This window comes from Spirosoma lituiforme, from assembly GCF_054776635.1.
The window spans coordinates 658,109-680,770 of sequence record NZ_BAAHBO010000002.1 but is presented as its reverse complement, the minus strand read 5'-3'; the positions used below and the strand labels follow the sequence as shown (position 1 = coordinate 680,770).

Annotated in this window: 15 protein-coding genes; 3 read left to right on the top strand and 12 right to left on the bottom strand. The window is 49.6% G+C overall.

The features are described from left to right. Window positions 1-8 precede the first annotated feature (8 nt). Window positions 9-803 carry a sterol desaturase family protein gene (locus ACYU87_RS11230; RefSeq protein WP_461134157.1) on the bottom strand — a complete coding sequence of 265 codons (795 nt, stop codon included), beginning with the start codon at window positions 801-803 and terminating at the stop codon, window positions 9-11. 207 nt (window positions 804-1,010) lie between these two features. Here ACYU87_RS11230 and pafA point away from each other — a divergent pair, with 207 nt between their 5' ends. Beyond that, the gene (gene pafA / locus ACYU87_RS11225; protein ID WP_461134156.1) at window positions 1,011-2,681 is read left to right on the top strand and encodes an alkaline phosphatase PafA; all 1,671 of its coding nucleotides are present in this window, start codon (window positions 1,011-1,013) and stop codon (window positions 2,679-2,681) included. A gap of 51 nt (window positions 2,682-2,732) precedes the next feature. Here pafA and ACYU87_RS11220 read toward each other — a convergent pair whose 3' ends face one another. Beyond that, window positions 2,733-3,527 carry a biotin--[acetyl-CoA-carboxylase] ligase gene (locus ACYU87_RS11220; RefSeq protein WP_461134155.1) on the bottom strand — a complete coding sequence of 265 codons (795 nt, stop codon included), beginning with the start codon at window positions 3,525-3,527 and terminating at the stop codon, window positions 2,733-2,735. Window positions 3,528-3,637: 110 nt separating this feature from the next. Here ACYU87_RS11220 and rsfS point away from each other — a divergent pair, with 110 nt between their 5' ends. Further along, window positions 3,638-4,033: a ribosome silencing factor gene (rsfS, locus tag ACYU87_RS11215; RefSeq protein WP_461134154.1), complete on the top strand. Its 396-nt coding sequence runs from the start codon at window positions 3,638-3,640 to the stop codon at window positions 4,031-4,033. A 137-nt stretch (window positions 4,034-4,170) separates the two neighbouring features. Beyond that, a complete protein-coding gene (gene ftsH / locus ACYU87_RS11210; protein WP_461134153.1) occupies window positions 4,171-6,198 on the top strand; it encodes an ATP-dependent zinc metalloprotease FtsH in 2,028 nt (675 codons plus the stop codon). Window positions 6,199-6,257: 59 nt separating this feature from the next. Here ftsH and ACYU87_RS11205 read toward each other — a convergent pair whose 3' ends face one another. From ACYU87_RS11205 to ACYU87_RS11160, 10 genes are all read right to left on the bottom strand, one after another. After that, complete coding sequence (locus ACYU87_RS11205; RefSeq protein WP_461134152.1) at window positions 6,258-6,749, bottom strand: metallophosphoesterase family protein; 492 nt, start codon at window positions 6,747-6,749, stop codon at window positions 6,258-6,260. Between the two features lie 15 nt (window positions 6,750-6,764). Then, a complete protein-coding gene (locus tag ACYU87_RS11200; protein ID WP_461134151.1) occupies window positions 6,765-8,456 on the bottom strand; it encodes a fatty acid--CoA ligase in 1,692 nt (563 codons plus the stop codon). A 245-nt stretch (window positions 8,457-8,701) separates the two neighbouring features. Beyond that, window positions 8,702-9,943 (bottom strand): NupC/NupG family nucleoside CNT transporter, encoded by a 1,242-nt coding sequence (locus tag ACYU87_RS11195; RefSeq protein WP_461134150.1) that lies wholly within the window; start codon window positions 9,941-9,943, stop codon window positions 8,702-8,704. Between the two features lie 204 nt (window positions 9,944-10,147). After that, window positions 10,148-12,514 (bottom strand): polyphosphate kinase 1, encoded by a 2,367-nt coding sequence (ppk1, locus tag ACYU87_RS11190; protein ID WP_461134149.1) that lies wholly within the window; start codon window positions 12,512-12,514, stop codon window positions 10,148-10,150. 67 nt (window positions 12,515-12,581) lie between these two features. Further along, entirely contained in the window at window positions 12,582-14,582 is a 2,001-nt protein-coding gene (gene gyrB / locus ACYU87_RS11185; RefSeq protein ID WP_461134148.1) for a DNA topoisomerase (ATP-hydrolyzing) subunit B, read from the bottom strand. Between the two features lie 460 nt (window positions 14,583-15,042). Next, on the bottom strand, window positions 15,043-15,447 hold the full coding sequence (locus ACYU87_RS11180) for a hypothetical protein (protein ID WP_461134147.1): 405 nt from the start codon (window positions 15,445-15,447) through the stop codon (window positions 15,043-15,045). A gap of 61 nt (window positions 15,448-15,508) precedes the next feature. Further along, complete coding sequence (locus ACYU87_RS11175; RefSeq protein WP_461134146.1) at window positions 15,509-16,720, bottom strand: alanine dehydrogenase; 1,212 nt, start codon at window positions 16,718-16,720, stop codon at window positions 15,509-15,511. A 79-nt stretch (window positions 16,721-16,799) separates the two neighbouring features. Beyond that, window positions 16,800-17,219: a tRNA (adenosine(37)-N6)-threonylcarbamoyltransferase complex ATPase subunit type 1 TsaE gene (gene tsaE / locus ACYU87_RS11170; protein ID WP_461134373.1), complete on the bottom strand. Its 420-nt coding sequence runs from the start codon at window positions 17,217-17,219 to the stop codon at window positions 16,800-16,802. Window positions 17,220-17,496: 277 nt separating this feature from the next. Next, window positions 17,497-19,227, bottom strand: a complete 1,731-nt coding sequence (locus ACYU87_RS11165; RefSeq protein ID WP_461134145.1) for a RagB/SusD family nutrient uptake outer membrane protein — start codon at window positions 19,225-19,227, stop codon at window positions 17,497-17,499. Between the two features lie 49 nt (window positions 19,228-19,276). After that, complete coding sequence (locus ACYU87_RS11160; protein WP_461134372.1) at window positions 19,277-22,525, bottom strand: SusC/RagA family TonB-linked outer membrane protein; 3,249 nt, start codon at window positions 22,523-22,525, stop codon at window positions 19,277-19,279. Between the last annotated feature and the right edge of the window lie 137 nt (window positions 22,526-22,662).

Sequence of the window (22,662 nt, the reverse complement as noted above, 5' to 3'; positions counted from 1 at the left end):
GGCTGGATTTATGCGTTATCGTTCAGCACTTTCTTCTTGGTTTTCTCCCCAAACAGCCGGTGGAAATCCGGGCTTTCGGTTCTCATCCACTTGTCCCAGAATGTAAAGTAAAGCCCGTAGTTGAAGCGAAACTGCGTATGGTGAAGGCTATGGTGCGTGGCACCAATCAGCCAGCGTCCGAGCCAGTGCCGGTCGAAATCCTGCGGATACACTTCTGTATTCAGGTGATTAATGGCGCTCGATAACGTCATGATCATCAAAATCAACCCTACCGCCGAAATGTGCAGGGGTAGCACAAACGTCAGAGCCGGAATAATGATGGCCTGCAAGGTGCTCTCGATCGGGTGAAAGGAAAAGGCCGTCCAGGGCGAGGTTGTGATGCTGTCGTGGTGCGTTTTGTGAACCCAGCGGTACACGCCCGGACGGTGCATCCAGCGATGAAGCCAGTAGTAATACGTTTCGTGAACAAACAAGACAATCGCTATGCTGGCCGGATACCAGATAAGGGGGTAGCTGTTGATATTCGTATAAATGGCAGTATGACCGTGTTGGTAAGCCAGAATAACGGCTAAGGCAATACCGGTAAATATTAGAGACGTAACGACCGACCAGCCAATTTCCCGCCAATCCTGCCCCGCTTTTCTCGGACGCATCTGTACGGCCCGGTGCGCAAACTGCTCTTTCAGTGAAACCTTAAATAACCACCAGAAACCTAATGAGAAGAGAACGTATCGCCCAAAAACAGCGACAAAGAAAAGCAACGCTGTTAGTCCAAGCGAAGCTGGACTGTTAATGTCAATCATGTTATATGATGAAATGATTTACTAATGGGTCAACCAGATCAGCGTAACAATGTTGGAAAAATAGTTGCCTGATCGTCAATAGTAATTATAGGAGTCTCCGCTACGGTCAAATGACTTTACAAACGCTTCATTTAGTTAGTTCGCTGCCCCGTCAATTTGTTTGTACATTTGCCATAAGTCCTCAATTACATACTAGAAACCGGCTTTATGCGCCTACTTTTTTCAATGCTGGTAGTGGCTGTATTCACCACAGCGTCCTCCGCCCAATCAAAAAAATTAGCGAACACAGTCGCTAAATCGAGTTCGGCCAATCAGACACTGCCCAGACCTAAACTAGTGGTAGGCATTGTTGTCGATCAGATGCGGTACGATTATTTATACCGTTATTATCACCAGTTTGGCACGGGCGGGTTTCGGCGAATGATGGATGGTGGCTTTAACGCTCGCAACAATCACTACCATTACGCGGCAACGTATACGGGCCCTGGTCATGCGGCAATCTATACGGGATCGGCTCCGGCCCTGAACGGTATTGTTGGGAATGACTTTTACGAACGCAATATCGGGCGGTTGATGTACTGCGCCGAAGATACTACCGTCAGTACGGTTGGAAACACCGGCGCTGCGGGTAAAATGTCGCCCCGTAACCTCTTGGTAACCACCATTGGCGATCAACTTAAACTGGCTACCGACGGTCGCGCCAAGGTCATTGGCATTGCCCTGAAAGACAGGGGCGCTATTTTACCCGCCGGGCACGCGGCCAATGGGGCGTACTGGTTCGATTCGAAAGATGGTAACTTTATCAGCAGCACATTTTACCAGAACGAACTGCCAAAATGGGTACAGGAATTCAACGCCCGCAAACTGCCGGATCAGTACATAAGCCAGAAATGGGAGGCTTGGCTTCCGCTGGACAAGTACACCGAAAGTACGGTTGACGATGAGCCTTATGAGACAGTACTGGCCGGGGAAACCAAGTCTATCTTTCCACACACGTTTGCCATTCAGGCGGGTGGCAGTAAATACGAACCGTTGCGTACAAGTCCATACGGTGACCAGATTACGAAAGAGTTCGCGCTGGCTGCTTTGAAGAGCGAGCAGCTGGGTCAGCGGGGTGTAACCGATATGCTTTGCGTAAGTTTTTCGTCGCCCGATTACGTTGGCCACGCGTTTGGTACGCACGCTATTGAAACGGAAGATCAATACATTCGCCTTGATCAGCAACTGGCCGAGTTCTTCAATCAACTGGACACTAGTGTGGGAAAAGGCCAGTGGGTAGCGTTTCTATCGGCTGATCACGGCGTTGTCGATTCCCCGGGCTACCTGCAACAGAATCGGATTCCGGCGGGTGTACGCAGCTACGGCGAAATTGGGGAGGCCGTAAAAGCTACTCTCGAAAAAGCCTATGGTCCGGGTCAGTGGATGCTGTCCTATTTCAACCAGCAAATCTACCTCAATCAGGCGTTGATGACGGAGAAGAAGATTGCCATGCAGGACGTGTACGAGCTGCTACGGTCGATGTTGCTCAAACAAAAAGCCGTTGTGAACGTCGTGAACTTACACAACTTGGGTGCTGAAGCGTTGCCTACATTGCAGGAAAATTTGTTCCGGAATGTGTACCACCCTAACCGCAGTGGTGATTTTTACGTCATGCAGCAACCCGGTTGGCTCGAAGGCCGTAACAAAGGTACGACCCACGGCACAACCTATGCTTATGACACGCATGTGCCGTTCCTGCTTTACGGATGGGGTATCAAGCCGGGCCAAACGCTTCGCCGAACCCACATTCACGACATTGCGCCAACCATAACGGCGTTGCTCGGTATTTTGGAACCCAGCGGTTGCATCGGTAACCCGGTTGAAGAAGCGCTCAACTAACCAAAGAGTGAGAGAGTGAAAGAGTGAAAAGCAGTCTGTTCGCTCTTTCACTCATTCGCTCCGCATCGGCGGTCCGATTTCGCCTATCAGGAAGCTTACTTCCTTAAACCCAAAATACTTTATCTTCCCGTCAATGCTGATGGCGAGCCGTCCGGTATCGTCTACGCCACAGATTATACCCCTGAAATACTGGCCTTCACTTTCGAAGCTATGTTCCTCCTGGTATCGGTACAGAATTTGTAAGTAATTTGTCTTGAGTGAATTACGCTGTCCTGACAGTATCTGTAGATACCGCTGCTCCAGCGTTTCGCAAAGACGGCTCAGCAAGCCGGGTAAATCGTACGCATTCGGCAGGGGGGCCTGACACTGAAGCGATGTAGCCGTCGAGTGCGCAAACTCGGTTTGGTTTACGTTAAGTCCCATACCCACCACCGACCAGGCAATGCTGTAGCCGTGCAGGGTATTTTCGATCAAAATACCCCCTAGTTTCTGGTCGCCGACGTAAATGTCATTCGGCCATTTTATCCGTAGCGAAGGACCAATCAGCGGATGCAGCGTATCGTAAATGCCCAGCGAAATGGCCATGTTTAACCAGAACTGGTCCGTTGCCATTAAAAAAGAAGGACTCAGAATCAACGAGAAGGTTAGGTTTTCGCCGGGCTTAGCTTCCCACTGATTGCCACGTTGTCCGCGTCCCGCCATCTGATTGTCGGTTATGACAAGTAGTCCTTCGTTTGGTGTTGCTTGAGCAATCAAATTAGCCGCTTCGTCGTTAGTTGACTGACAGCTTGGCAGATATTGGATTATTTGTCCAATAAAAAGCGTTTTGGGATAGATTTTGTACAAAATATTGTATAGTTTAGTAGTAGAGAGTTAATAATGGTACTGCGGGCTTTTAAACACCCATAGGCAACGTACCCGCTAATTGGCTTATCGTGCAATGTTAAACCGAAAGCATGAGAATTAACAAAAACAGTGATTATACCGCCGAGCAGATACGTGACTTTGTTGTTCGGGGAATGCAGGAGAAAAAAGGACAGGATATTGTCGTAATGGACCTGCGGAAAGTTAAAAATGCTATTTGCGATTATTTTGTTCTTTGCTCGGGTACCTCCGACACACAAATTGACGCTATATCGACTTCCGTTGAGGAAGAAGTGTACAAAGCCAGCAAACAGGACCCCTGGCATAAAGAAGGGAAATTGAACCGGGAGTGGATTTTACTTGACTACGTTGATGTTGTTGTTCACGTCTTCAAAAAAGACCGGCGCTCGTTCTATGATCTCGAACAACTTTGGGGTGATGCCGAAATTCATGTTATCGAAGATAACGATTTCGCGGTAGCATCTTAACCATAGTGTCAGTGTAAACAGGCTCATTTTGGGCCGCTTGTGGGATAGACGGACCGTCTGTCCCAACCATTTCGCAGCAGAAACAATCATTCGCGAAACGGTGTTACCCTTGAAATCCGTTAGTACAACCTGAGGAAATGGCAGAAAATAATAAAAATCCGTTAGTACCCCGTGGTGGGCCGCGTAAGCCCAACTTTCAGGGCTGGATTGTTGCATTGCTGATTGCCGCCATACTTGGCATTACATTTTTTAACCGAAGCTCAGCTACCCGTGATATTACACAAAAGCGGTTTGAGCGGATGGTTAAAGACCACGAGGTTTCTGAAGCCATCGTTGTCAATGATAAAATTGCCGAAGTAACGCTTACGCAACAGGCCGCACAAAGTCCAAAATACCGCAATTTATTTGCAGAAAAGCCGTATTTCGGCAATAACCAGGGACCACATTTTCAATTCCAGATTGCCTCTGGCGAGACGTTCAAAAAAGATTTGGACCTCTTGCAGCAAGGCATGCCTGATAATGAGAAGATTGACCTTAAGTTCGAAACACGAAGCGATTTTGGCAGTATCATCAGTACATGGGGATTCCTGATCGTGATGATCCTGGCGATGTACTTTTTGCTTGGTCGTATGTCGGGCGCCGGTGGACCGGGTGGCCAGATCTTCAACATTGGTAAATCGAAAGCTGCACTGTTCGATGCCGATAATAAGGTCAAGATTACGTTCAACGACGTAGCCGGGCTGGATGAAGCGAAAGAAGAAATCAAAGAAATCGTTGATTACCTGAAAAACCCAACCAAGTTTACGAAGCTTGGTGCGAAAATTCCTAAAGGAGCTTTGCTGATCGGCCCTCCGGGTACCGGTAAAACCTTACTGGCGAAAGCCGTAGCTGGCGAAGCAGGCGTTCCTTTTTTCTCGTTATCGGGTTCCGATTTCGTAGAGATGTTCGTTGGTGTTGGCGCTGCCCGGGTACGTGACCTGTTCAAACAGGCGAAAGAGAAAGCTCCGTGTATCATTTTTATCGATGAGATCGATGCAGTTGGTCGTTCGCGGGGACGTGGCTCTATGCCAGGTGCTAACGACGAGCGCGAAAACACGCTGAACTCCCTGCTGGTAGAAATGGACGGTTTTGCGACCGATTCCGGCATCATCATTTTAGCGGCTACGAACCGTCCGGATGTGTTAGACCCTGCTTTGCAGCGTCCAGGCCGTTTCGACCGTCAGATCAGTATCGACAAGCCAGATATTATTGGTCGGGAAGCCATTTTCCGGGTTCACCTGAAGCCAATCAAGTTATCGGCCGATGTTGATCCGAAAGAACTGGCCGCACAAACACCTGGTTTTGCCGGTGCTGAAATTGCCAACGTTTGTAATGAAGCGGCGCTGATTGCCGCCCGTAGTGACAAAGAAGCAGTTGACATGAAGGATTTTCAGGACGCGATGGATCGCGTAATTGGAGGTCTGGAAAAGAAAAACAAGATCATTTCTCCTGAGGAGAAAGAGATTGTTGCTTACCATGAGGCAGGCCACGCCGTAGCCGGCTGGTATCTTGAACATGCTGATCCCCTCGTGAAAGTATCCATTGTGCCACGTGGTGTAGCTGCTCTTGGTTATGCTCAGTATTTGCCGCGTGAACAGTATCTGTATCGTACCGAACAGCTTATGGATGAAATGGGTATGGCACTAGGTGGTCGGGCTGCTGAAGATATCATCTTTGGTAAAGTATCGACGGGTGCTTTGAGTGATCTGGAGCGAATCACCAAACTGGCTTACAGCATGGTGACCATGTACGGCATGAACGACAAAATCGGAAATGTATCGTTTTACGATTCGAAGCAGTCGGATTACAACTTCAACAAGCCCTATTCTGAAGAAACGGCCAAGCATATTGATGAAGAAGTTCGTAAAATAATAAGCCTGGCTTACGACAGAACAAAAAATCTGTTGACAGAACACCGGGATGCTCTTGAGATTCTGGCCAAAGAGTTGCTCGAAAAAGAGATTCTGTACCAAAACGACTTGGTACGTCTAATCGGCAATCGACCTTTCGAACGGGAAACGGTTTATCAGGCTTATAAGAATAAAGGTGTAGCCGAAGAGGTGAAAGAGGACATCGGCCTGGATTCAAAACCCGCTGAGACCGAACCCGAATCGTTACCTATATAATACGCATATAGTCGAATAGCATAAAAAAGGGGCTCCTGATCAGGAGCCCCTTTTTTATGCTATTTCTTGCCTAACTCAATTACCTGCATATCCAGGATTTTGCCCGCATCGAGCGAAAATCGAATGGCCGTTCGCATTTTATGAAAGCCGGTTTTTCCTGCAGCACCGGGGTTTATAAATAGCAGGTTGTTCAATGCTGAATCCCGGACGATTTTCAACATGTGCGAGTGCCCACAAACAAAAATGTCCGGCGGATTGGCTTTTAGCGCTGGTCGTGTTGTCGGATTATACTTGGGCGGTGAACCGCCAATATGCGTCATCCAGATAGTCAGGCCTTCTAAGGTAAATCGTTGGTTTTCGGGTAATTCATCAGATTCCTGATCAATGTTGCCGCTCACAATTCGCAGGGGCCGGAACGTTCGCAATTGGTCAGCAACGGTTAAAAGCCCTACATCACCCGCGTGCCAAATCTCGTCGCAAGCCTCGAAATGAGTGAAAATCTGTGGGTCAAGATAACTGTGCGTATCGGATAAAAGACCTATTCGCGTCATGCTGGGAGATACGTATTAAGAGGCAAGAATCAATTCTTTCATTTCGCCCCGGATTTTCTTTTTATCAATTTTGCCGACGCTTGTCTTTGGAATTTCCGACACAAATAAAATTCGGTCGGGGACGTACCATTTGTGTAACTCGCCCCGTTGTACTCTGGCTGTTAACCCCGCCTTAATGCCTTCAGCGGTTAGCGAATAGCCGGGTTTCTGAATGATAAGGGCATGAGGTCGCTCACCCCAGCGATCGTCGGGAAGGCCAACGACGGCTGATTCCGCAACCCCTTCGACCTGCGATAAAACATTTTCCATATCCAGCGAGGAAACCCATTCACCCCCGGTTTTAATGACGTCCTTGGTCCGATCGGAAATAATGACCCAATAGTCGTCAGTTATACTGGCAACATCGCCCGTGTGGAGCCAGCCACCTTTCCATAGGTCGGCTCCCCGCTCAGAGTCTTCGTAATAGCCCTGGGTAAGCCAGGGGCCACGCGCCACGATTTCACCAAGCGAATGCCCGTCGTGGGAAACGAAATCGCCCTTGTCATCCATTAGCCGCATCTCAATAAACGGTGAGATCCGTCCGGCCCGTGTTCGAAGTTCAATCTGTTCGTCAACAGGCAATTTTTTCTCTTGCTCATTCAGGTAACCAACGGCCATAACGGGTGCTGTTTCGGACATTCCATACCCTGACATCACGTTGATGCCCAGGTTTGTTGCCGCAATGGCCAGCCCCTTTGTGAGGGCTGAACCGCCGATTAACACTTTCCACCGGCTGAGGTTATCGCGGAATGTTGAAGCCGCCGGACTGCTGACGAGCATATTCAGAATAGTTGGTACACAGTGCGATAAGGTAACGCCTTCCGTAACCAGAAGCTTGAGGAGTAGTTCGGGTTCGTAACGGCCCGGGTATACCTGCTTGGCCGACATCATGGTTGCCAGAAAGGGGAAGCCCCAGGCATGCACATGGAACATGGGCGTAATAGGCATGTACACGTCGGTGGAGCCTTTGAACGCCATCGCTTCGTAACCGATGATGTAGGTTAACAAGCCCATCGTATGCATGAATAGCTGCCGGTGTGAGAAATAAACACCCTTCGGGTTGCCTGTTGTACCGGTTGTGTAAAATGATGTGGCCCAGGTATTTTCGTCGAAATCCGGAAAGTCGTACTGATCTGAAGCAGTTTTCAGTAAGGCCTCATACTCGCCCGAAAAACCGGCAGGCACATCGTTGAGTGGGGCTACGTCAGCCCCGCCAGTGTACACTTTATCGCTCAGGATAACGAATTTCTCAACCGTTGTCAATTGGTCTTTGATGGCGGACAGAATGGGTAGAAAATCCTCATGAATCAGGACGATCTTGTCGCGGGCGTGATTCATCGTATATAAAATCTGCGCGGGCGATAAGCGAACGTTGACCGTGTGAAGAATAGCGCCTAAGCTGGTGATGCCAAAAAAGCATTCGAGGTACCGATGACTATCCCAGTCAAACACCGCAACCATGTCGCCGGGCTGAACCGCCAAATCCGTCAGCACGTTGGCTAGTTGCCGTACCCGCTGATTAAACTGAACGTAGTTCATCCGAAACAAATCCCGATAAACAATTTCGCGGTGAGGTTCGTATTTGAGCGACTGGGCCAACATACTTTTTATCAGCATAGGTGGCTCGTGAGCTTCGGCAGTGCGCGGAATTAGTCTTGTCTGAATCATAGTTAGCCAGCAGTGTTTACTCAAATAGGTTTCTTCGCAAAAGCCAGGCTACAGTATACGGATTATCTTTAGAACCGGGGCTTAGCTTTCTGCGAAGAACAGATAAATCGAAGGTAAAATTGAATAATGAAAAGAAAAAATTGTCGGGAAAATAATAAGCCCAGCCACCAATTACCTGATGACCGGGCTTATTATTTAGTAATTCAATCTGTCTAGTAGCCCGTATTTTGCCACAAAGGTGAGTACTACAGCAGTAAGCCGGCAATTGTGGCTGACATGTAGCTGGCTAGTGTTCCGCAAATAAGGGCCTTAAAACCAATGCGCGCCAGATCGCTGCGCCGTTTAGGAGCCAGCTCACCAATGCCACCCACCTGAATAGCGATAGAGCTGAAATTAGCAAAGCCGCACAGGGCAAAGCTGACGATAGCAATGGTTTTAGGGTCGAGTGTATCTTTAATTTTCACCAGGTCGAGGTAAGCAACAAACTCGTTGACCACCATTTTGGTCCCCATCAGCGCTCCGGCTGCTTCAATGTCTTTGCCAGGCACACCCATAGCCCAGGCAAAAAGTGAGAAGAGTTTACCCAACAGGTAATTGATGCTCAGGTAATTGATACTGAAAACGTAAAAGCCTAGCCGAAACATAATGCTGTCGATCAGGGCAATAAGCGCGATAAAGCCAATCAGCATGGCAATGACATTGAACCCCACTTTAAGGCCTTCGCTGGCACCGGCGGCAATGGCATCGAGCAGGTTCGCGTAAATCTTCTTGATCTCCACTTTAACCGTTCCCTGCGTTTCAGAGACCTGTGTTTCGGGCATCACGATCTTACTGATGACCAGCGCACCCGGTGCCGCCATGATGCTGGCCGCCAACAGGTAGGGAGCTGGCACGCCAAGAGAGATGTATACGGCCAGAACACCTCCCGCAATACACGCAAACGAACCGGTCATGCTGGCCAGTAACTCGGAGTTTGTCATGCCGTTCAGGTAGGGCTTGATCATGATCTGCGCTTCAACCTGCCCCACAAAAGTACTGGCTACGTTCGAGAGCGCTTCGGCACCACTAACGCCCATAAGCCACTTCATGGCCTTTGCCATAACCGCTACCACGCGTTGCATAATGCCCAGGTGGTAGAAGATATTAACCAGTACTGCGACGAAAATAATGGTTGGAATAACCTTGAAGAAGAAAATAAAGCTGTTTTGTGGACCGAACGCCTTTGAGAGTTCATCGGGCCTTACCAGGGAGGAAAAGACAAATTCAGCCCCTTTGTTGGCTTTTTGCAACAGCCGGTCAACATAATAACCAAGGCCCTGAAAGATGTTCCGGCCAACATCTGTTTTTAGCACAAAAACCGCTAAGCTAAACTGAAGAAGAAGACCAACGCCGACAGTACGATAATTGATTGCTTTCCGGTTATCAGAAAGGGCGTAAGCAATACCCAAAATTAATACAATGCCGATCAGGCCAGTAAAACGCTCCATCCAATTGAGATACAATTACAGTTAGGCTGGCGAAGATACAAAAAGAAGAAATGGAACGTGCCCCTAAAAAAAAGCCCCAAATGAAAACCGTCTGATTTAACGAAGAATATTCGTTAAATCAGACGGTTAGTTTCACTGAAATTTGTCTACCGCACGCTTGTCGGCTTACGCTCAATTCTCAGTATGATCCATCGCTGAATTTCACTAAATATTGGCAATTGCTCGCTCGGCACCCTCCTGATATTCTTCTTCAATCTGGGCAACGTCTGCCGCTTTGATTTCAGCGTCGAACAGGCGGGCATCCATGGCTTCTTTTTCGGTTACTTCAAAGAATCGCTGATGCATATTGAACGGTTCATCGCCCGCGGCCACTTCGCATTTCTTGAAGTCGCCGTCTTCCTTTAACTCGTAGGCATTGACATTGTCGCGCAGGTTATCTTTCAGAATAAGAATCGCCTGCTGCTTTACCCGTTTATCCGCCAGAATAAACAACGACTCAATACGCCGGTCGAAGCTTCGCACCATAACGTCTGCGCTACCGCCATAAACCTTGGGATCACCGTTGTTGTGGAAATAGTAGATGCGCGTATGCTCAAGGAAATCCCCGACGATGGAGCGAACGGTGATGTTTTCGCTTAAGCCGGCTCGGTGAGGCCGCAGGCAGCAAATACTGCGAACGATTAACCGAACGGGTACGCCCGCCTGCGAGGCTTTGTATAATTCGTCGATTACCTGTTTGTCTTCCAGGGAGTTGACCTTGATACAAATGCCGCTCGGTAAACCACGTTGCGCATTATCGGCCTCCACCCGAATCAGGCGCAGCAACTGTTCCCGCATGTCGCGTGGGGCCGTAATCAAATACTCATATTGATTGGGTACTGAATGACCCGTGATGACATTGAAAAACTCCGAAATGTCATGCGTGTACGTTTCGTTGGTTGTCAGCAGGCCAATGTCGGTGTACAACTTTGATGTGTCTTCGTTGTAATTACCGGTCGCCATGTGAGCATAGCGTACGACGCGGCTGCCTTCGTTCCGGACGACCAGTAGTAACTTGGTGTGCGTCTTGAAACGGCTGATCCCGTAAATAACAAAGCAACCCGCTTTCTGCAATCGCTGGGCTTCCCGGATGTTGTTTTCCTCATCAAAACGGGCTTTTACTTCAAACAGAACCGATACATGCTTGCCATTTTCAGCGGCTTTCAACAGCGCTTCCGTAATGCGGGACCGTTTAGCCAGCCGATAAACGGTGATTTTGATAGCCAGTACATGAGGGTCTTCTGCCGCCTGTTCGAGCAGTTGAAGGACGGGCTCAAAATTGTTGTAGGGGTGGTGCAGTAACAGATCGCGCTGTTTAATCAACTCAAATATGTCGTCGACTTTCTCACGGCCTAAACCCAGCGGTGGTACAGGTGCATGAGGAACAGGCATCTCATCCTTAAATTCAGGATTGCCGATGATTTGCCATAAGGACGAGAAATCGAGTAATGTATGCGATTCAAAGATATTCAGATCGTCGATTTCCCACCGCTTTTTAAGCAGGTTCAGCATCCAGGGCGAACCCACCGTAGATTGGCTATCGGCCCCGCTGCCTTTGGTTTCGATTTCAACACGAGTCACGCGGCCCAGACGCCGGTTTTTGATCTTCTGCCGGACTTCGTCAATGAAATCCACTTCATCGTCGTCGTTTTCATCGAGCGTAAAATCGCCGTTCCGTGTGATACGAAATAGGTTCACGGACTGAATTTCGACGTTTCTGTACAGCTTTTTAATATTCTGTCGAACAATCTCCTCGATGGGAATAAAGACAATCGTGTCTTCGCGCTCAAACGAAATAAACCTGGGTAAATTGGCCGGAATCTGCACAAAGGACAGCCGCTGGCGATCGTCTTCATCTTCGGCCCGCAGACTTTTTACTTCCGCTTCGTCTGGATTTTGCGTAACAACCCCAAAGATGAGGACCTTAGCCAACAGAACCGGAAACGTATGCGTGTAGTCATACAGCATGGGGGTCAGTGTTGGGTAGATAGCCCGATCGAAATAGTTCGTCGCTTCTTCCTGCTCCTCGGGTGCCATGCTGGCGTACGTAACGAGCTGCAGCCCGTTTTCGGGGAAGAGGGGCAATAGCTGTTCTGAAAAAACAGCCTGCTGATCCTGAAAAAACTGATGAGCCGTTGTGTAAAGTGCTTTCCGAAAGGGAACTTCACGCAATCCCGAATAGTCAACGCGCTGCTTATGGTAATCGAGGTAGTTGTACAAACTCCCTACGCGAATCATGAAGAACTCGTCGAGATTGGACGCCGAGATGGCCAGGAACTTCAGCCGTTCCATGAGCGTGCGGTTCTTGGCAGGAGTCTGAACCGTGCGGGCCTGATCCAGAACGCGTTCATTGAATTTAAGCCAGCTTAAGTCGCGGCTCAGGTAGTCGCTCTGGTCAATTACATTGATAACTTTATCACTGACTTTTGCCAGTTTGTCTGTTCCCTGGGCAGGCGCATTCGCTGGCCGATTTGTGAAACGGGAAACCAAGTTACCCAATATGGTGCGGTTTGAGTTGAGAGAATAACGCATACTCGTTTAAAACTTTGAAGTACAACAAAAAAGCGGACTAAAAAGCCCGCTTTATGTTATCTTTCGGTTAAACATCCACTCGGGCGTATTTTGCATTTCGTTCGATGAAGTCACGTCTTGGGGCCACTTCATCGCCCATCAGGGTTGAAAAAACGTGATCGGCATCGGCCGCAGACTCAACCGTTACGATTTTCAATGTTCGGCTGTCGGGGTTCATCGTAGTACTCCAGAGCTGTTCGGCGTTCATCTCGCCCAACCCTTTGTAGCGCTGAACGCCCACGTTCTCTTCTTTACCACTGCCCGCCAGTTCTTTCACCGCGGCTTCGCGTTGTGCTTCTGTCCAGCAATAACGCTCTTCCTTGCCTTTCTTGACAAGGTACAGCGGAGGCTGGGCAATGTAGATATAGCCATTGTCGATCAGAGCCTTCATGTTGCGATAGAAGAGGGTCAGGATCAGCGTACGAATGTGACTACCATCGACATCGGCATCGGTCATTATGATGATTTTATGATACCGGAGTTTGTCCAGGTTCATTACCGTCTCATCATCTTTCTTTTCAAGGCGTACGCCGAGCGCTGTCCAGATGTTTTTGATCTCTTCATTTTCGTAAATCCGGTGCTCCATGGCTTTCTCCACGTTCAGGATCTTACCGCGAAGGGGAAGAATCGCCTGGAACGCCCGGTTGCGCCCTTGTTTAGCTGTTCCACCCGCCGAGTCACCCTCAACCAGGTACAACTCACATTTCTCAGGATCGGTATCCGAACAGTCGGCAAGCTTGCCAGGTAGGCCCATGCCACCCATAAAGTCCTTACGCTCCGTCATGATGCGTTTGTAAGCCAGATCGGCCGCGATGCGCGCCTGAGCGGAAACCAGGACTTTCTTGACAATGCCCTGGGCTGTTTTCGGGTTTTCTTCCAGCCAGGTTTCGAGCATATCAGCCATGGCCTGGCTTACGGCACTGACCACCTCTTGGTTGCCCAGCTTCGTTTTGGTCTGTCCTTCGAACTGAGGTTCGCCAACCTTAACCGAAATGACTGCGGTGAGTCCCTTCCGGAAATCTTCGCCACTGAAGGTTACCTTACCCGAGTTTTTAGGTAACACGCCCGGATTCTTATCGGCGTAGTTTTTCAATACCCGCGTTAAGGCCGAGCGAAAGCCTTGTACGTGTGTGCCCCCTTCGTGGGTGTTAATGTTGTTAACGTAAGAAAGTACGTTTTCGCCCGCTTCGTAATTGTACACCAACGCAACCTGAACAGGCGTGGAGCCTTTGACGTTTTCCATATAGATGGGCCGCATACCATCCAGCGCAGGGCGCGTTTGGTCCAGGTATTCGACGAATTCAACCAGCCCACCCTGTGAATAGAAGTCATCCTGACGTAAGGGTTGCCCGTCTTCGTCAAGTTCGCGCAGATCGTTCAGGAATATGTGAATGCCTTTGTTCAGGTAAGCCAATTCCCGCAAACGACCAGCCACGGTATCGTACTTGTAAACTGTATCGGTGAATATAGTCCCGTCTGGCTTGAAGTGCGTTCGGGTGCCCGTATCGTCAGCATCGCCGATGATCCGAACTTCGTACAGCGGAATACCGATCTTGTACTCCTGTTCGAAAATCTTGCCTTCGCGGTGAACTTCTACCCGTAGATCGGTAGACAGCGCGTTTACGCAGGAAACGCCGACACCGTGCAGACCGCCAGAGACTTTATAGGTATCCTTATCGAATTTACCACCAGCGTGCAGCATGGTCATTGCCATCTGAAGCGCCGAAACGCCCATCTTAGTATTGATACCTGTCGGGATACCCCGGCCGTTATCCTGCACCGTAATGGAGTTATCGGGATTGATCGTTACCGTGATTTTGTCGCAATAACCGGCCAACGCTTCATCAATGGAATTATCGACAACCTCCCAGATAAGGTGATGGAGACCACGCGTACCAACGTCGCCAATGTACATGGATGGACGTTTGCGTACGGCTTCCAGCCCTTCCAGTACCTGAATATTATCGGCACCGTAGTTACCTAACGCAGTTTCAATGGGAGCGTCTTCGTCAATAAGTTCGTTGGTCATATCAAAATGGGAGCGTGTCAGAGATATGTTATTTTGGCCTGCAAAGACCTGATTTTACTAAACTAATAGATTGTAAAAATACAAATTTTTTTAGTCTTTTCCTACCGGTGTTCGTTAACATTAACGGAATATACGAAAAAATACTTTATTCATCGGTACTGGCAATAGTTAAGGGCTCTGAGCCGGTTTTTGCCCTGTTTTGGTGCTTTTTCTGCCCTTGTCCTCCAGCGTCAAATCTGCGCATAAATGACGAAGAACGGTGGGGATTCTTTTGAGAAACCATTTCTGGAAAAAGTATCATTACGGGCCAAAAAAGGGAAAGCATATGCCGGCTGATTTATACCCTACAGTAAGCGAACCCATTACCACGACTTTCGTATCAGTAAGAAAATAATGTTTACTAAACCAAAAGCCGAATCAGTACGATCCGGCTTGGGGCAAACGCATAAAAAGTCTTTGTTTAATCTTCCGGATAGGGGATGTACACGAAGCCCGTAAAATCGCCGTGAACAACGAACAGACAACAATATTCATCCGGCTTTTTATAGTTTTCTTTCCATAGGTCGAGCGAGTCGGCACCGATGAGTTCGCGTTGTACAAACTCATCCACAAAAGATGCTTTGTAATTCCATATATTCTCCAGCTCGCTGGCCGCAATCAGAAGCTGGCCTATGGGGACATCGCGACGTGAGGCTACAAACACCGGAAAGTCGGAAAACCCCCGTGTTCGGATCTGGTAGGAAGCCTCTTTTAGCTGGTCGGCCACCTTTACGAAATCTGACGAGATAATGCCCATCAGTTCTTTGTTGACGTCGTAGGAATTCGCGTCGTCGAGCAGGGTATTTTCGTTGCTGTGGTTGATCATACAAATAATTTTCGGTTTATAGCTGACTGGCTTTATGCACCAAAACGATAAGCAGGGTGCCTTAAAACCGGGCGGCCAGCAAGAGGTCCAGATCTTTAAAACGCATGTTGAATTTGCGTGCGATGTAGGCATTGGTGAGCGTTCCCTTATGGCTATAAACACCTTTCATAAACCAACGGTTCGCGTACATCATCTGTTCGATGCCGCCCGTCGTGCCCGTTTCGAGCAGGAAAGGAAGGAAGATGTTGCTCAGCGCCATACTGGCGGTGTAGGCCACGCGGGCCGCAATGTTCGGCACACAGTAATGAATAACACCCATATGTTTGAAGGTAGGCTGCTTGTGCGTAGTCATGCGGGAGGTTTCAAAGTTGCCCCCCTGGTCGATCGATACGTCGATGATAACCGAATCGGGTTTCATCCGCCCGATCATTTCTTCGGTTACAACCACCGGGCTGAGCGCATCTTCGGCCCGCATGGCCCCAATCACGACATCGGCCCGCTGAATGGCTTCGGTCAGGGTATCCGAATCGATAATCGACGTATAAATGTGGTGACCAACCGCGTATTTAAGCCGCTGGAGCTTATATAAATGCTTGTCGAAGACTTTCACGTCAGCACCCATACCAATGGCGGTACGTGCGGCATATTCGGTAACCGTTCCGGCCCCAAGCATGACGACTTTAGTGGGGGGAACCCCCGTAATGCCCCCCAGAATAATGCCCCGGCCGTTGTCGGCATTGCTCAGGTACTCGCCAGCAATGAGCATAACGGTGCTGCCTGCAATTTCGCTCATTGATCGAATCACGGGTAAGTTGCCTCCCTGATCTTCAATGTACTCGTAGCCAAACGAGGTCAAGTTTTTACTGTTGATTTTTTCGAAGTAAGCCCGGTCGTGAGCGGGCAGATTCACGGCTGAAATAACCGTGCTGCCCGACTGGACGTGCTCAAACTCCGCATCGACAAGGGGCTCGACTTTAAGAATCAGGTTGGCTTCGTAGACTTCTTTGGGCGAGTAAGCAATCTGCGCACCCGCTTCGCTGTATTCGGTATCCGTAAACTTGGCTTTCTCTCCCGCCCCCTGTTCAACGATTACATTGTGCCCGTTTCGCACCAGAATGGCCACCGCTTCGGGAGTGAGCGCGATGCGGTTTTCCTGAAGCGATACTTCTTTTGGCAGACCGATGAGCAGGCTGTTCCGGTTGGTCTTCACGGCCAGCGGAGATTCTTTCGGGTATAAGGCCGTTTGTTTAGCCAGTTCCTCAAATCCAGTCACTTTATAAATGTTTGGAGTTTGTGGTTTGTCATTTACGATTTCCCTACCGGAACAACTGTAAACTACAAACCACAGACGGTTAAATCAACTTTGTTTCAATTAGTCTACGGCCGGTCGAGTCAGCAGTAATGTGTATCTGGTAATATGTAGCAGGCCATAAAGAGGTAATGCGTTCCGGCCACTCAATGAAGCAGTAGTTACCGGAATCCATGTATTCCTCCAGACCAATATCCAGCGCTTCGGCTTCATTCCGAAGTCGGTAACAGTCGAAGTGATAAACGGAATGCCCCTCATGCGTGGTGTATTCGTTTACGATCGAAAAGGTTGGACTCTGCACTAAACTAACAACGCCCAGCGTTCGGCATAAGGCCTTAATCAGGGTCGTTTTACCCGCCCCCATGTCGCCTTCAAATAACCAGACCGACTGCTCTCTGCCATTGGCCAGCAACTGGCGGGCAACCGAATCAAGTTCATCCAGATGATCGAGGTGCAGGGTCATAATCGTTTCAGAAATAAACCGCAAAGATATGGATTTTAGATCGTCCATTTTCGTTGACGTGGGGAACTTAATCATTGGTTTATTCGCGCATCGTATCCGAACTATCCGATCTGTTGGGGTTGGCAGAGAAGCGGTAAGGTCATTGACTAATTAATGCACTTCGGGCAGACTCGGACCCATGACCAAAATAAAATGGGTAACCCGCAGATGTGTCTGCAGATTACCCATGAAGAAATTAGTGGCAATTGATTCGTGCTCCTACGCTGGCTGGTAATGATTAGTTGTAGCCCGGATTCTGAACCAGCGTTTCTTTGCCGTCTTTTTTACTGTTGAATATTTCCTGGAGTGGAATCGGGAAGTATTCATGGCGACCTTTAATGAATTGAACTCCATTCAGGTATATCCGTTTTTTTGCTTCGGTCGAGTAATAGGTGTTCAGGGTTTGATCCGCTATACCCCAGCGAACCAGATCGAACCGGCGATGACCTTCCATGGCGAACTCCAAACGTTGCTCAAACTGCACGGCTTTGCGGGCCGTTGCCTGATCGGTCCAGGAAGTTGTGTATTCTTTGACGACGTAATTGGCGGCTGCAGACCCATCGCTATTTTTCACGAAGCCATCCGAATTGGCCGCGCGTCGTCTGATCTGGTTCACGTAGGCACGAGCCTTGTCCAGATTGCCGATCTCAACTTCAACCTCGGCCAGCCAGAGCAGTACGTGATCATACCGAATCATGCGGTAGTTATTGGCATTCAGGCGGGGGTTACCGGCAAAGGTGTTCGTCCCCACGTCTGACCGGTACATGACGTGTTTTTTGGGCGAGTAGGGCCCCCCATACGCCTGATCGCGTACGTAAGCCTTGCCGGGATGAACGCCCCAATCCAGGTACTGAATACCCCGACGGCCAACTGTCCAGTCGAGACGAGGATCGACCGGGCCAGTGTAGGCTGTAAAAGCAGCCGTCGACTCGATTCCCTGATCGTTAGTTATGTCCGTTGAATTGAACGAGTCGAGTAATGGCAGGCCATTGGCATCTGTTTTGAATGCATTAACCAGGTTTTGGGAGGGCTGGTAAAAGCCGCAGCAGGTTGTAACGCCACCCCCCCCATAAGGGTAATTGAGCGTTGAGCCGATGTTGCCATTTTCGCCACCCGATGCGCCATCGTTAACGGAATACTGTACCTCAAAAATGGACTCAGCGTTGTTGTTGGTGACGGCTCTAAAATTGTCGTGATACCTGTCCATCAGCTTAAACTGATTGCTGGCAACAATGGCTTCGAACAAAACCTTGGCTTCGGCGTATTGCTTCTGGAACAAATATGCCTTCCCCAGTTCGGCCGCAGCCGCCCATTTGGTTGGGCGCCCTACCTGTGTCTGCTTGGCCGGAAGTACATCATAAGCGGCTTTAATATCCGCAACGATACTGGGCCAGATGTCGGTGGTATTGGCCATTTTTGTGCTTTCGAGATCGTTCGGATTATACGTTTTCTCGTCGATATACGGTACCATGTTGAACATTTTTTTGAGTTCAAAATGGTAATGCCCCCGTAAGAAACGGGCTTCGGCCGTGGCCTGTACTTTCTCCGCATCCGTCATGTCCTTCGCAACGGCCAGGGCCTGTAACACATCGTTCGTGCGGGCAATGCCGTCGTACATACCCCGCCATTTTCCGCGGAAGTAGATGTTATCGGATTGGATATTGCCTTGCTCGATGAGTGAAATCGGTGGCTGGTCACCGGCAATTGTACCCTTGTACGCATCATCGCTGGCAACGCTGCCATAAACCCAGTTGTCGGCACCGACCTGATAAGATCGGTAAGCGCCTTCGGCCGTGGCCCAGCCGTCTAAAAGGGCGTAGGCACCAATCAGCAGGGCATTTACACCGGTTTTGTTTTGCAGCGTCGTAACGGCCAGCGCGGCCTTGGGCTGCACATCCAGAAACTTGTCGGAGCAGGAGGTGGCCACTGCCAGACAAAACAGGGTTATAACTATGGTTAGTTTTTTCATGGATTGTATAGGTGAATTCGTAAGAAATCAACGCCCTTATGGATTCAGATTAAAATGACAGGTTCAGACCCACTAATACGGTTTTTGCGACGGGATACGAACCGCCGTCGACGCCAATCTGGCGATCGTTGCCGGCCGAATAAGCCCGCAGGTTGATCTCCGGGTCCATCCCCGAATACTTGGTAACCGTGAACAGGTTCTGCCCCTGAATGTAAACCGATGTGGCACCCAAGCCCAGTTTCGACAGCAGTAATTGGGGGAGCTGATAGGTTAGCTGAATGTTTTTCATCCGGAAGTAAGAGCCACTCTCCAGGTAATAAGTCGACGGTTGAATACTAACCTGATCGCTCGACCTGAGTTGGGGTAAAATGGCGTCCGTTTTGCCCGGTTGCCACGACTGATACAGCATACGCGTGCTGCGGTTACCGGCAAACGTCGGGAAGTCGGTCCAGTACTTCGTGTAGTTGAAAATCTGATTGCCTTCAACGCCCTGTCCGAACAATGTAAGTCCGAAATTCTTGTAGTTCAGATTCAAATTCAGACCGTACGTGAATTTCGGGTGCGGGCTGCCAATGATACTCAGGTCTTTGGTATTGATAACGCCATCGCCGTTTACGTCGCGAAACTTGAATCGGCCAGCCACGTTTTCGGATGCTGCGTTGCCGAATTGGACCGGAGCGGCTTTTGCTTCTTCGTTGGTCTGGAATATTCCGTCGATGGTGTAGCCGAAGAAGGACGAAACGGGCTGGTCCTGCTGGGTGACCACGAAGTTCTGAATCCGTTCGTCGTTGATACCAAAATACTGGGTACTCGGATCACCATTGGTTTTGGTAACGAGGTTTCGGTAAGTACTGAAGTTGGCACCCACGTTGTACGTCAGTCCGCCACTGCCGATTTTATCACCATAGTTGATCATCAGGTCAACACCCCGGTTGCGCATCGACCCGATATTCTGGAACGGAACCGTGGCGACACCCTGCGTGAGCGGAGCCTGAACGGGAAACAGCATATCGGAGGTTGTGCGCGTGTACCAGTCGAAGCCCACCGTCAGTCGATTTTTAAGCAAACTGGCGTCGAAACCGATGTTCAGACTGGTTGTGGTTTCCCATTTTGCCTTGGCGTTTCCAAACTGCGTGAGTTCGTAGCCGGGTACCGCCGAAGTACGTGTTCCGTTGATATCATAAAACGACGTAATGGGGTTGGTGCTGAACTGGGTGAAGGAGTTGTAGTTACCGATTTCCTGGTTGCCTGTCTGGCCCCAGCCCGCCCGGAACTTCAAATCATCGAATAGCGTCAGCGGCTTGAAAAAGTTCTCCTTCGAGACTCGCCAGCCAACACTGGCAGCCGGAAACACTGCCGACCGGAACTCTCTGGCGAAGCGTGATGAACGGTCGCGACGAACGGTCAGATCGATCAGGTACTTATCGTCCAGCACGTAGTTCAGTTTAGCAAATTCGGAAGCCAACCGCCAGTTCGAGGCTCCGCCATTGTTCGTCTGAACACCCGTACCGGCGCTTAGGTAGCGGTTTTCGATGTCGTCGACGGCGAAGTTCGTCCGGCTGGCATCGAACGATTCGAAGTAGTTTTTTATAGACTCTGTACCAACAATGACGTTGAACCGGTGCCGGTCGCCCAGGGCCATGTTGTAGGTCAGGGTATTGTACCAGGTCCAGGTCCATTCGTAGCTGTTGTTGGTTTGTAGGCTATTAGAGCCACGGGCTTCCGCCGATTCAATGTCGCGAATCGTATAGTTTTTGAAATTGTAGAGGTTGTAATCGATGCCGAAACTGGTGCGGGCCGTCAGGTTTTTCAGGATGTCGACTTCGGCAAACGCATTCCCGAACAGCCGAAGTTCTTTCTGAATATTGTCCTTATTTCGGTAAAGCAGGGCAACCGGATTGTTGGCGTTATCGAGATCGCCACCGCGTGTACCGGCAAAATTACCGGCTACATCATAAACCGGAATGATTGGCTGAATACGATAGGCGAACGAGATGGGATTGCTTTCGGCGTTGTTCCCGTTGGGCTGACCCAGGCGTTCTCCGTAAGCGACCTGAAAGTTTTGTCCAACGCGAACCCGTTTGTTTACGTTAAACTCGGTATTGGCCCGTAATGAGTAGCGTTTGTAGCCTGTGTACTTCATGATCCCTTCCTGATTGAAGTAGTTCAGTGACATAGCATAGCGCCCGTTCTCGCTACCGCCCGATACCCCTAATTGATGGTTCTGGATAGGGGCGGTCTGAAAAATCTCACTCAGCCAGTCGGTTCCTGTTTTATTGGCAGGTGTGATGAGTAAAAAGTTTGGCGAGTTAATATCGTTATTGTAGTTAACGTACGTACCGTCGGCGTTCCGGGTAAGCCGGGAGTCGCTGGCCGATGCACCCGTGGGGATCACAAAATCAGGAATAACGGGGGTTGCTCCGTTGCCAAACTGCGAGTGAACCGGGTTGCCATTGGCCCCAACAACCCCGGAGTTGATTCGGCCGGCCCACGTTAGTTGCGCGTACTCCTGGGTATTGAGCATGTCCAGCAATTTGCCATGCCGCTGAGAACCATAATAGGTATCGTAGGTAAATTTAGGTTTACCCGCTTTCCCTTTTTTGGTGGTGATGATAACCACCCCATTGCCTGCTCGTGAACCATAGATGGAAGCCGCCGAAGCATCTTTCAAAATCTGCATGCTCTCTACGTCATTCAGGTTCAGCGTATTGAGGTTGCCCTTCGTCGGAACTCCGTCGATTACATAGAGTGGCGAGTTATCGTTGATTGTACCGAAACCCCGGATACGAACCATGACGCCACCACCGGGAGAATTTTCATTCCCGACCTGAACGCCTGCTACCCGACCCTGAAGGGCCTGCCCGACATTGGTGGCCGGAACTGATAGAAGCTGTTTGGTATCTACGGTGGCTACGGCTCCGGTAATGTCCCGTTTGGCCTGTGCGCCATAGCCCGTCACGACCACTTCGTTCAGGGTTTTTATATCGGGTACCATCGCCAGATTAATGGTTGTGCGGGCACCAATCGTGACTTCCTGGGAGGCATAGCCAATTGCCGAAACGGTCAGCACCTCGCGCCCGGCGGCAACATTTAACGAAAACTGCCCATTGGCGTCGGTAACCACGCCGGTTTGGGTTCCTTTCACAACAACGTTGGCGCCGGGGAGGCCGCTATTGTCGTTGCCGTCGGTGATTCGGCCGGAGATTTTACGGTCCTGGGCGAAGGCCCCTACGCACAAAAGCCAGCAGACAATCAGTAGCGGCAGTGTACGGTGCGCTTGTTGTAAAGCGTGTTTCATCATGAGATTAATTAGATTTAGGTGGAAATTGTACTTGAGTATAATCCCTCAAAGATATAAATCTCAAAATTCTAATTAATCTGTTTTTAATTGAAATAAAGCATGATTAAACAAAAAGGTCCGCTGATTATCAACAG

What these genes read in the sequence shown, in the direction of transcription:
- tsaE (WP_461134373.1), bottom strand. Translation starts at nt 17,219, where the DNA reads ATGACCCTGCACCTCGATCATCTGGATGAACTTGATTCGGTTGCCCGC.
- ACYU87_RS11230 (WP_461134157.1), bottom strand. Translation starts at nt 803, where the DNA reads ATGATTGACATTAACAGTCCAGCTTCGCTTGGACTAACAGCGTTGCTT.
- ACYU87_RS11160 (WP_461134372.1), bottom strand. Translation starts at nt 22,525, where the DNA reads ATGAAACACGCTTTACAACAAGCGCACCGTACACTGCCGCTACTGATT.
- ACYU87_RS11195 (WP_461134150.1), bottom strand. Translation starts at nt 9,943, where the DNA reads ATGGAGCGTTTTACTGGCCTGATCGGCATTGTATTAATTTTGGGTATT.
- gyrB (WP_461134148.1), bottom strand. Translation starts at nt 14,582, where the DNA reads ATGACCAACGAACTTATTGACGAAGACGCTCCCATTGAAACTGCGTTA.
- ppk1 (WP_461134149.1), bottom strand. Translation starts at nt 12,514, where the DNA reads ATGCGTTATTCTCTCAACTCAAACCGCACCATATTGGGTAACTTGGTT.
- ACYU87_RS11165 (WP_461134145.1), bottom strand. Translation starts at nt 19,227, where the DNA reads ATGAAAAAACTAACCATAGTTATAACCCTGTTTTGTCTGGCAGTGGCC.
- ACYU87_RS11200 (WP_461134151.1), bottom strand. Translation starts at nt 8,456, where the DNA reads ATGATTCAGACAAGACTAATTCCGCGCACTGCCGAAGCTCACGAGCCA.
- ftsH (WP_461134153.1), top strand. Translation starts at nt 4,171, where the DNA reads ATGGCAGAAAATAATAAAAATCCGTTAGTACCCCGTGGTGGGCCGCGT.
- pafA (WP_461134156.1), top strand. Translation starts at nt 1,011, where the DNA reads ATGCGCCTACTTTTTTCAATGCTGGTAGTGGCTGTATTCACCACAGCG.
- ACYU87_RS11205 (WP_461134152.1), bottom strand. Translation starts at nt 6,749, where the DNA reads ATGACGCGAATAGGTCTTTTATCCGATACGCACAGTTATCTTGACCCA.
- ACYU87_RS11180 (WP_461134147.1), bottom strand. Translation starts at nt 15,447, where the DNA reads ATGATCAACCACAGCAACGAAAATACCCTGCTCGACGACGCGAATTCC.
- rsfS (WP_461134154.1), top strand. Translation starts at nt 3,638, where the DNA reads ATGAGAATTAACAAAAACAGTGATTATACCGCCGAGCAGATACGTGAC.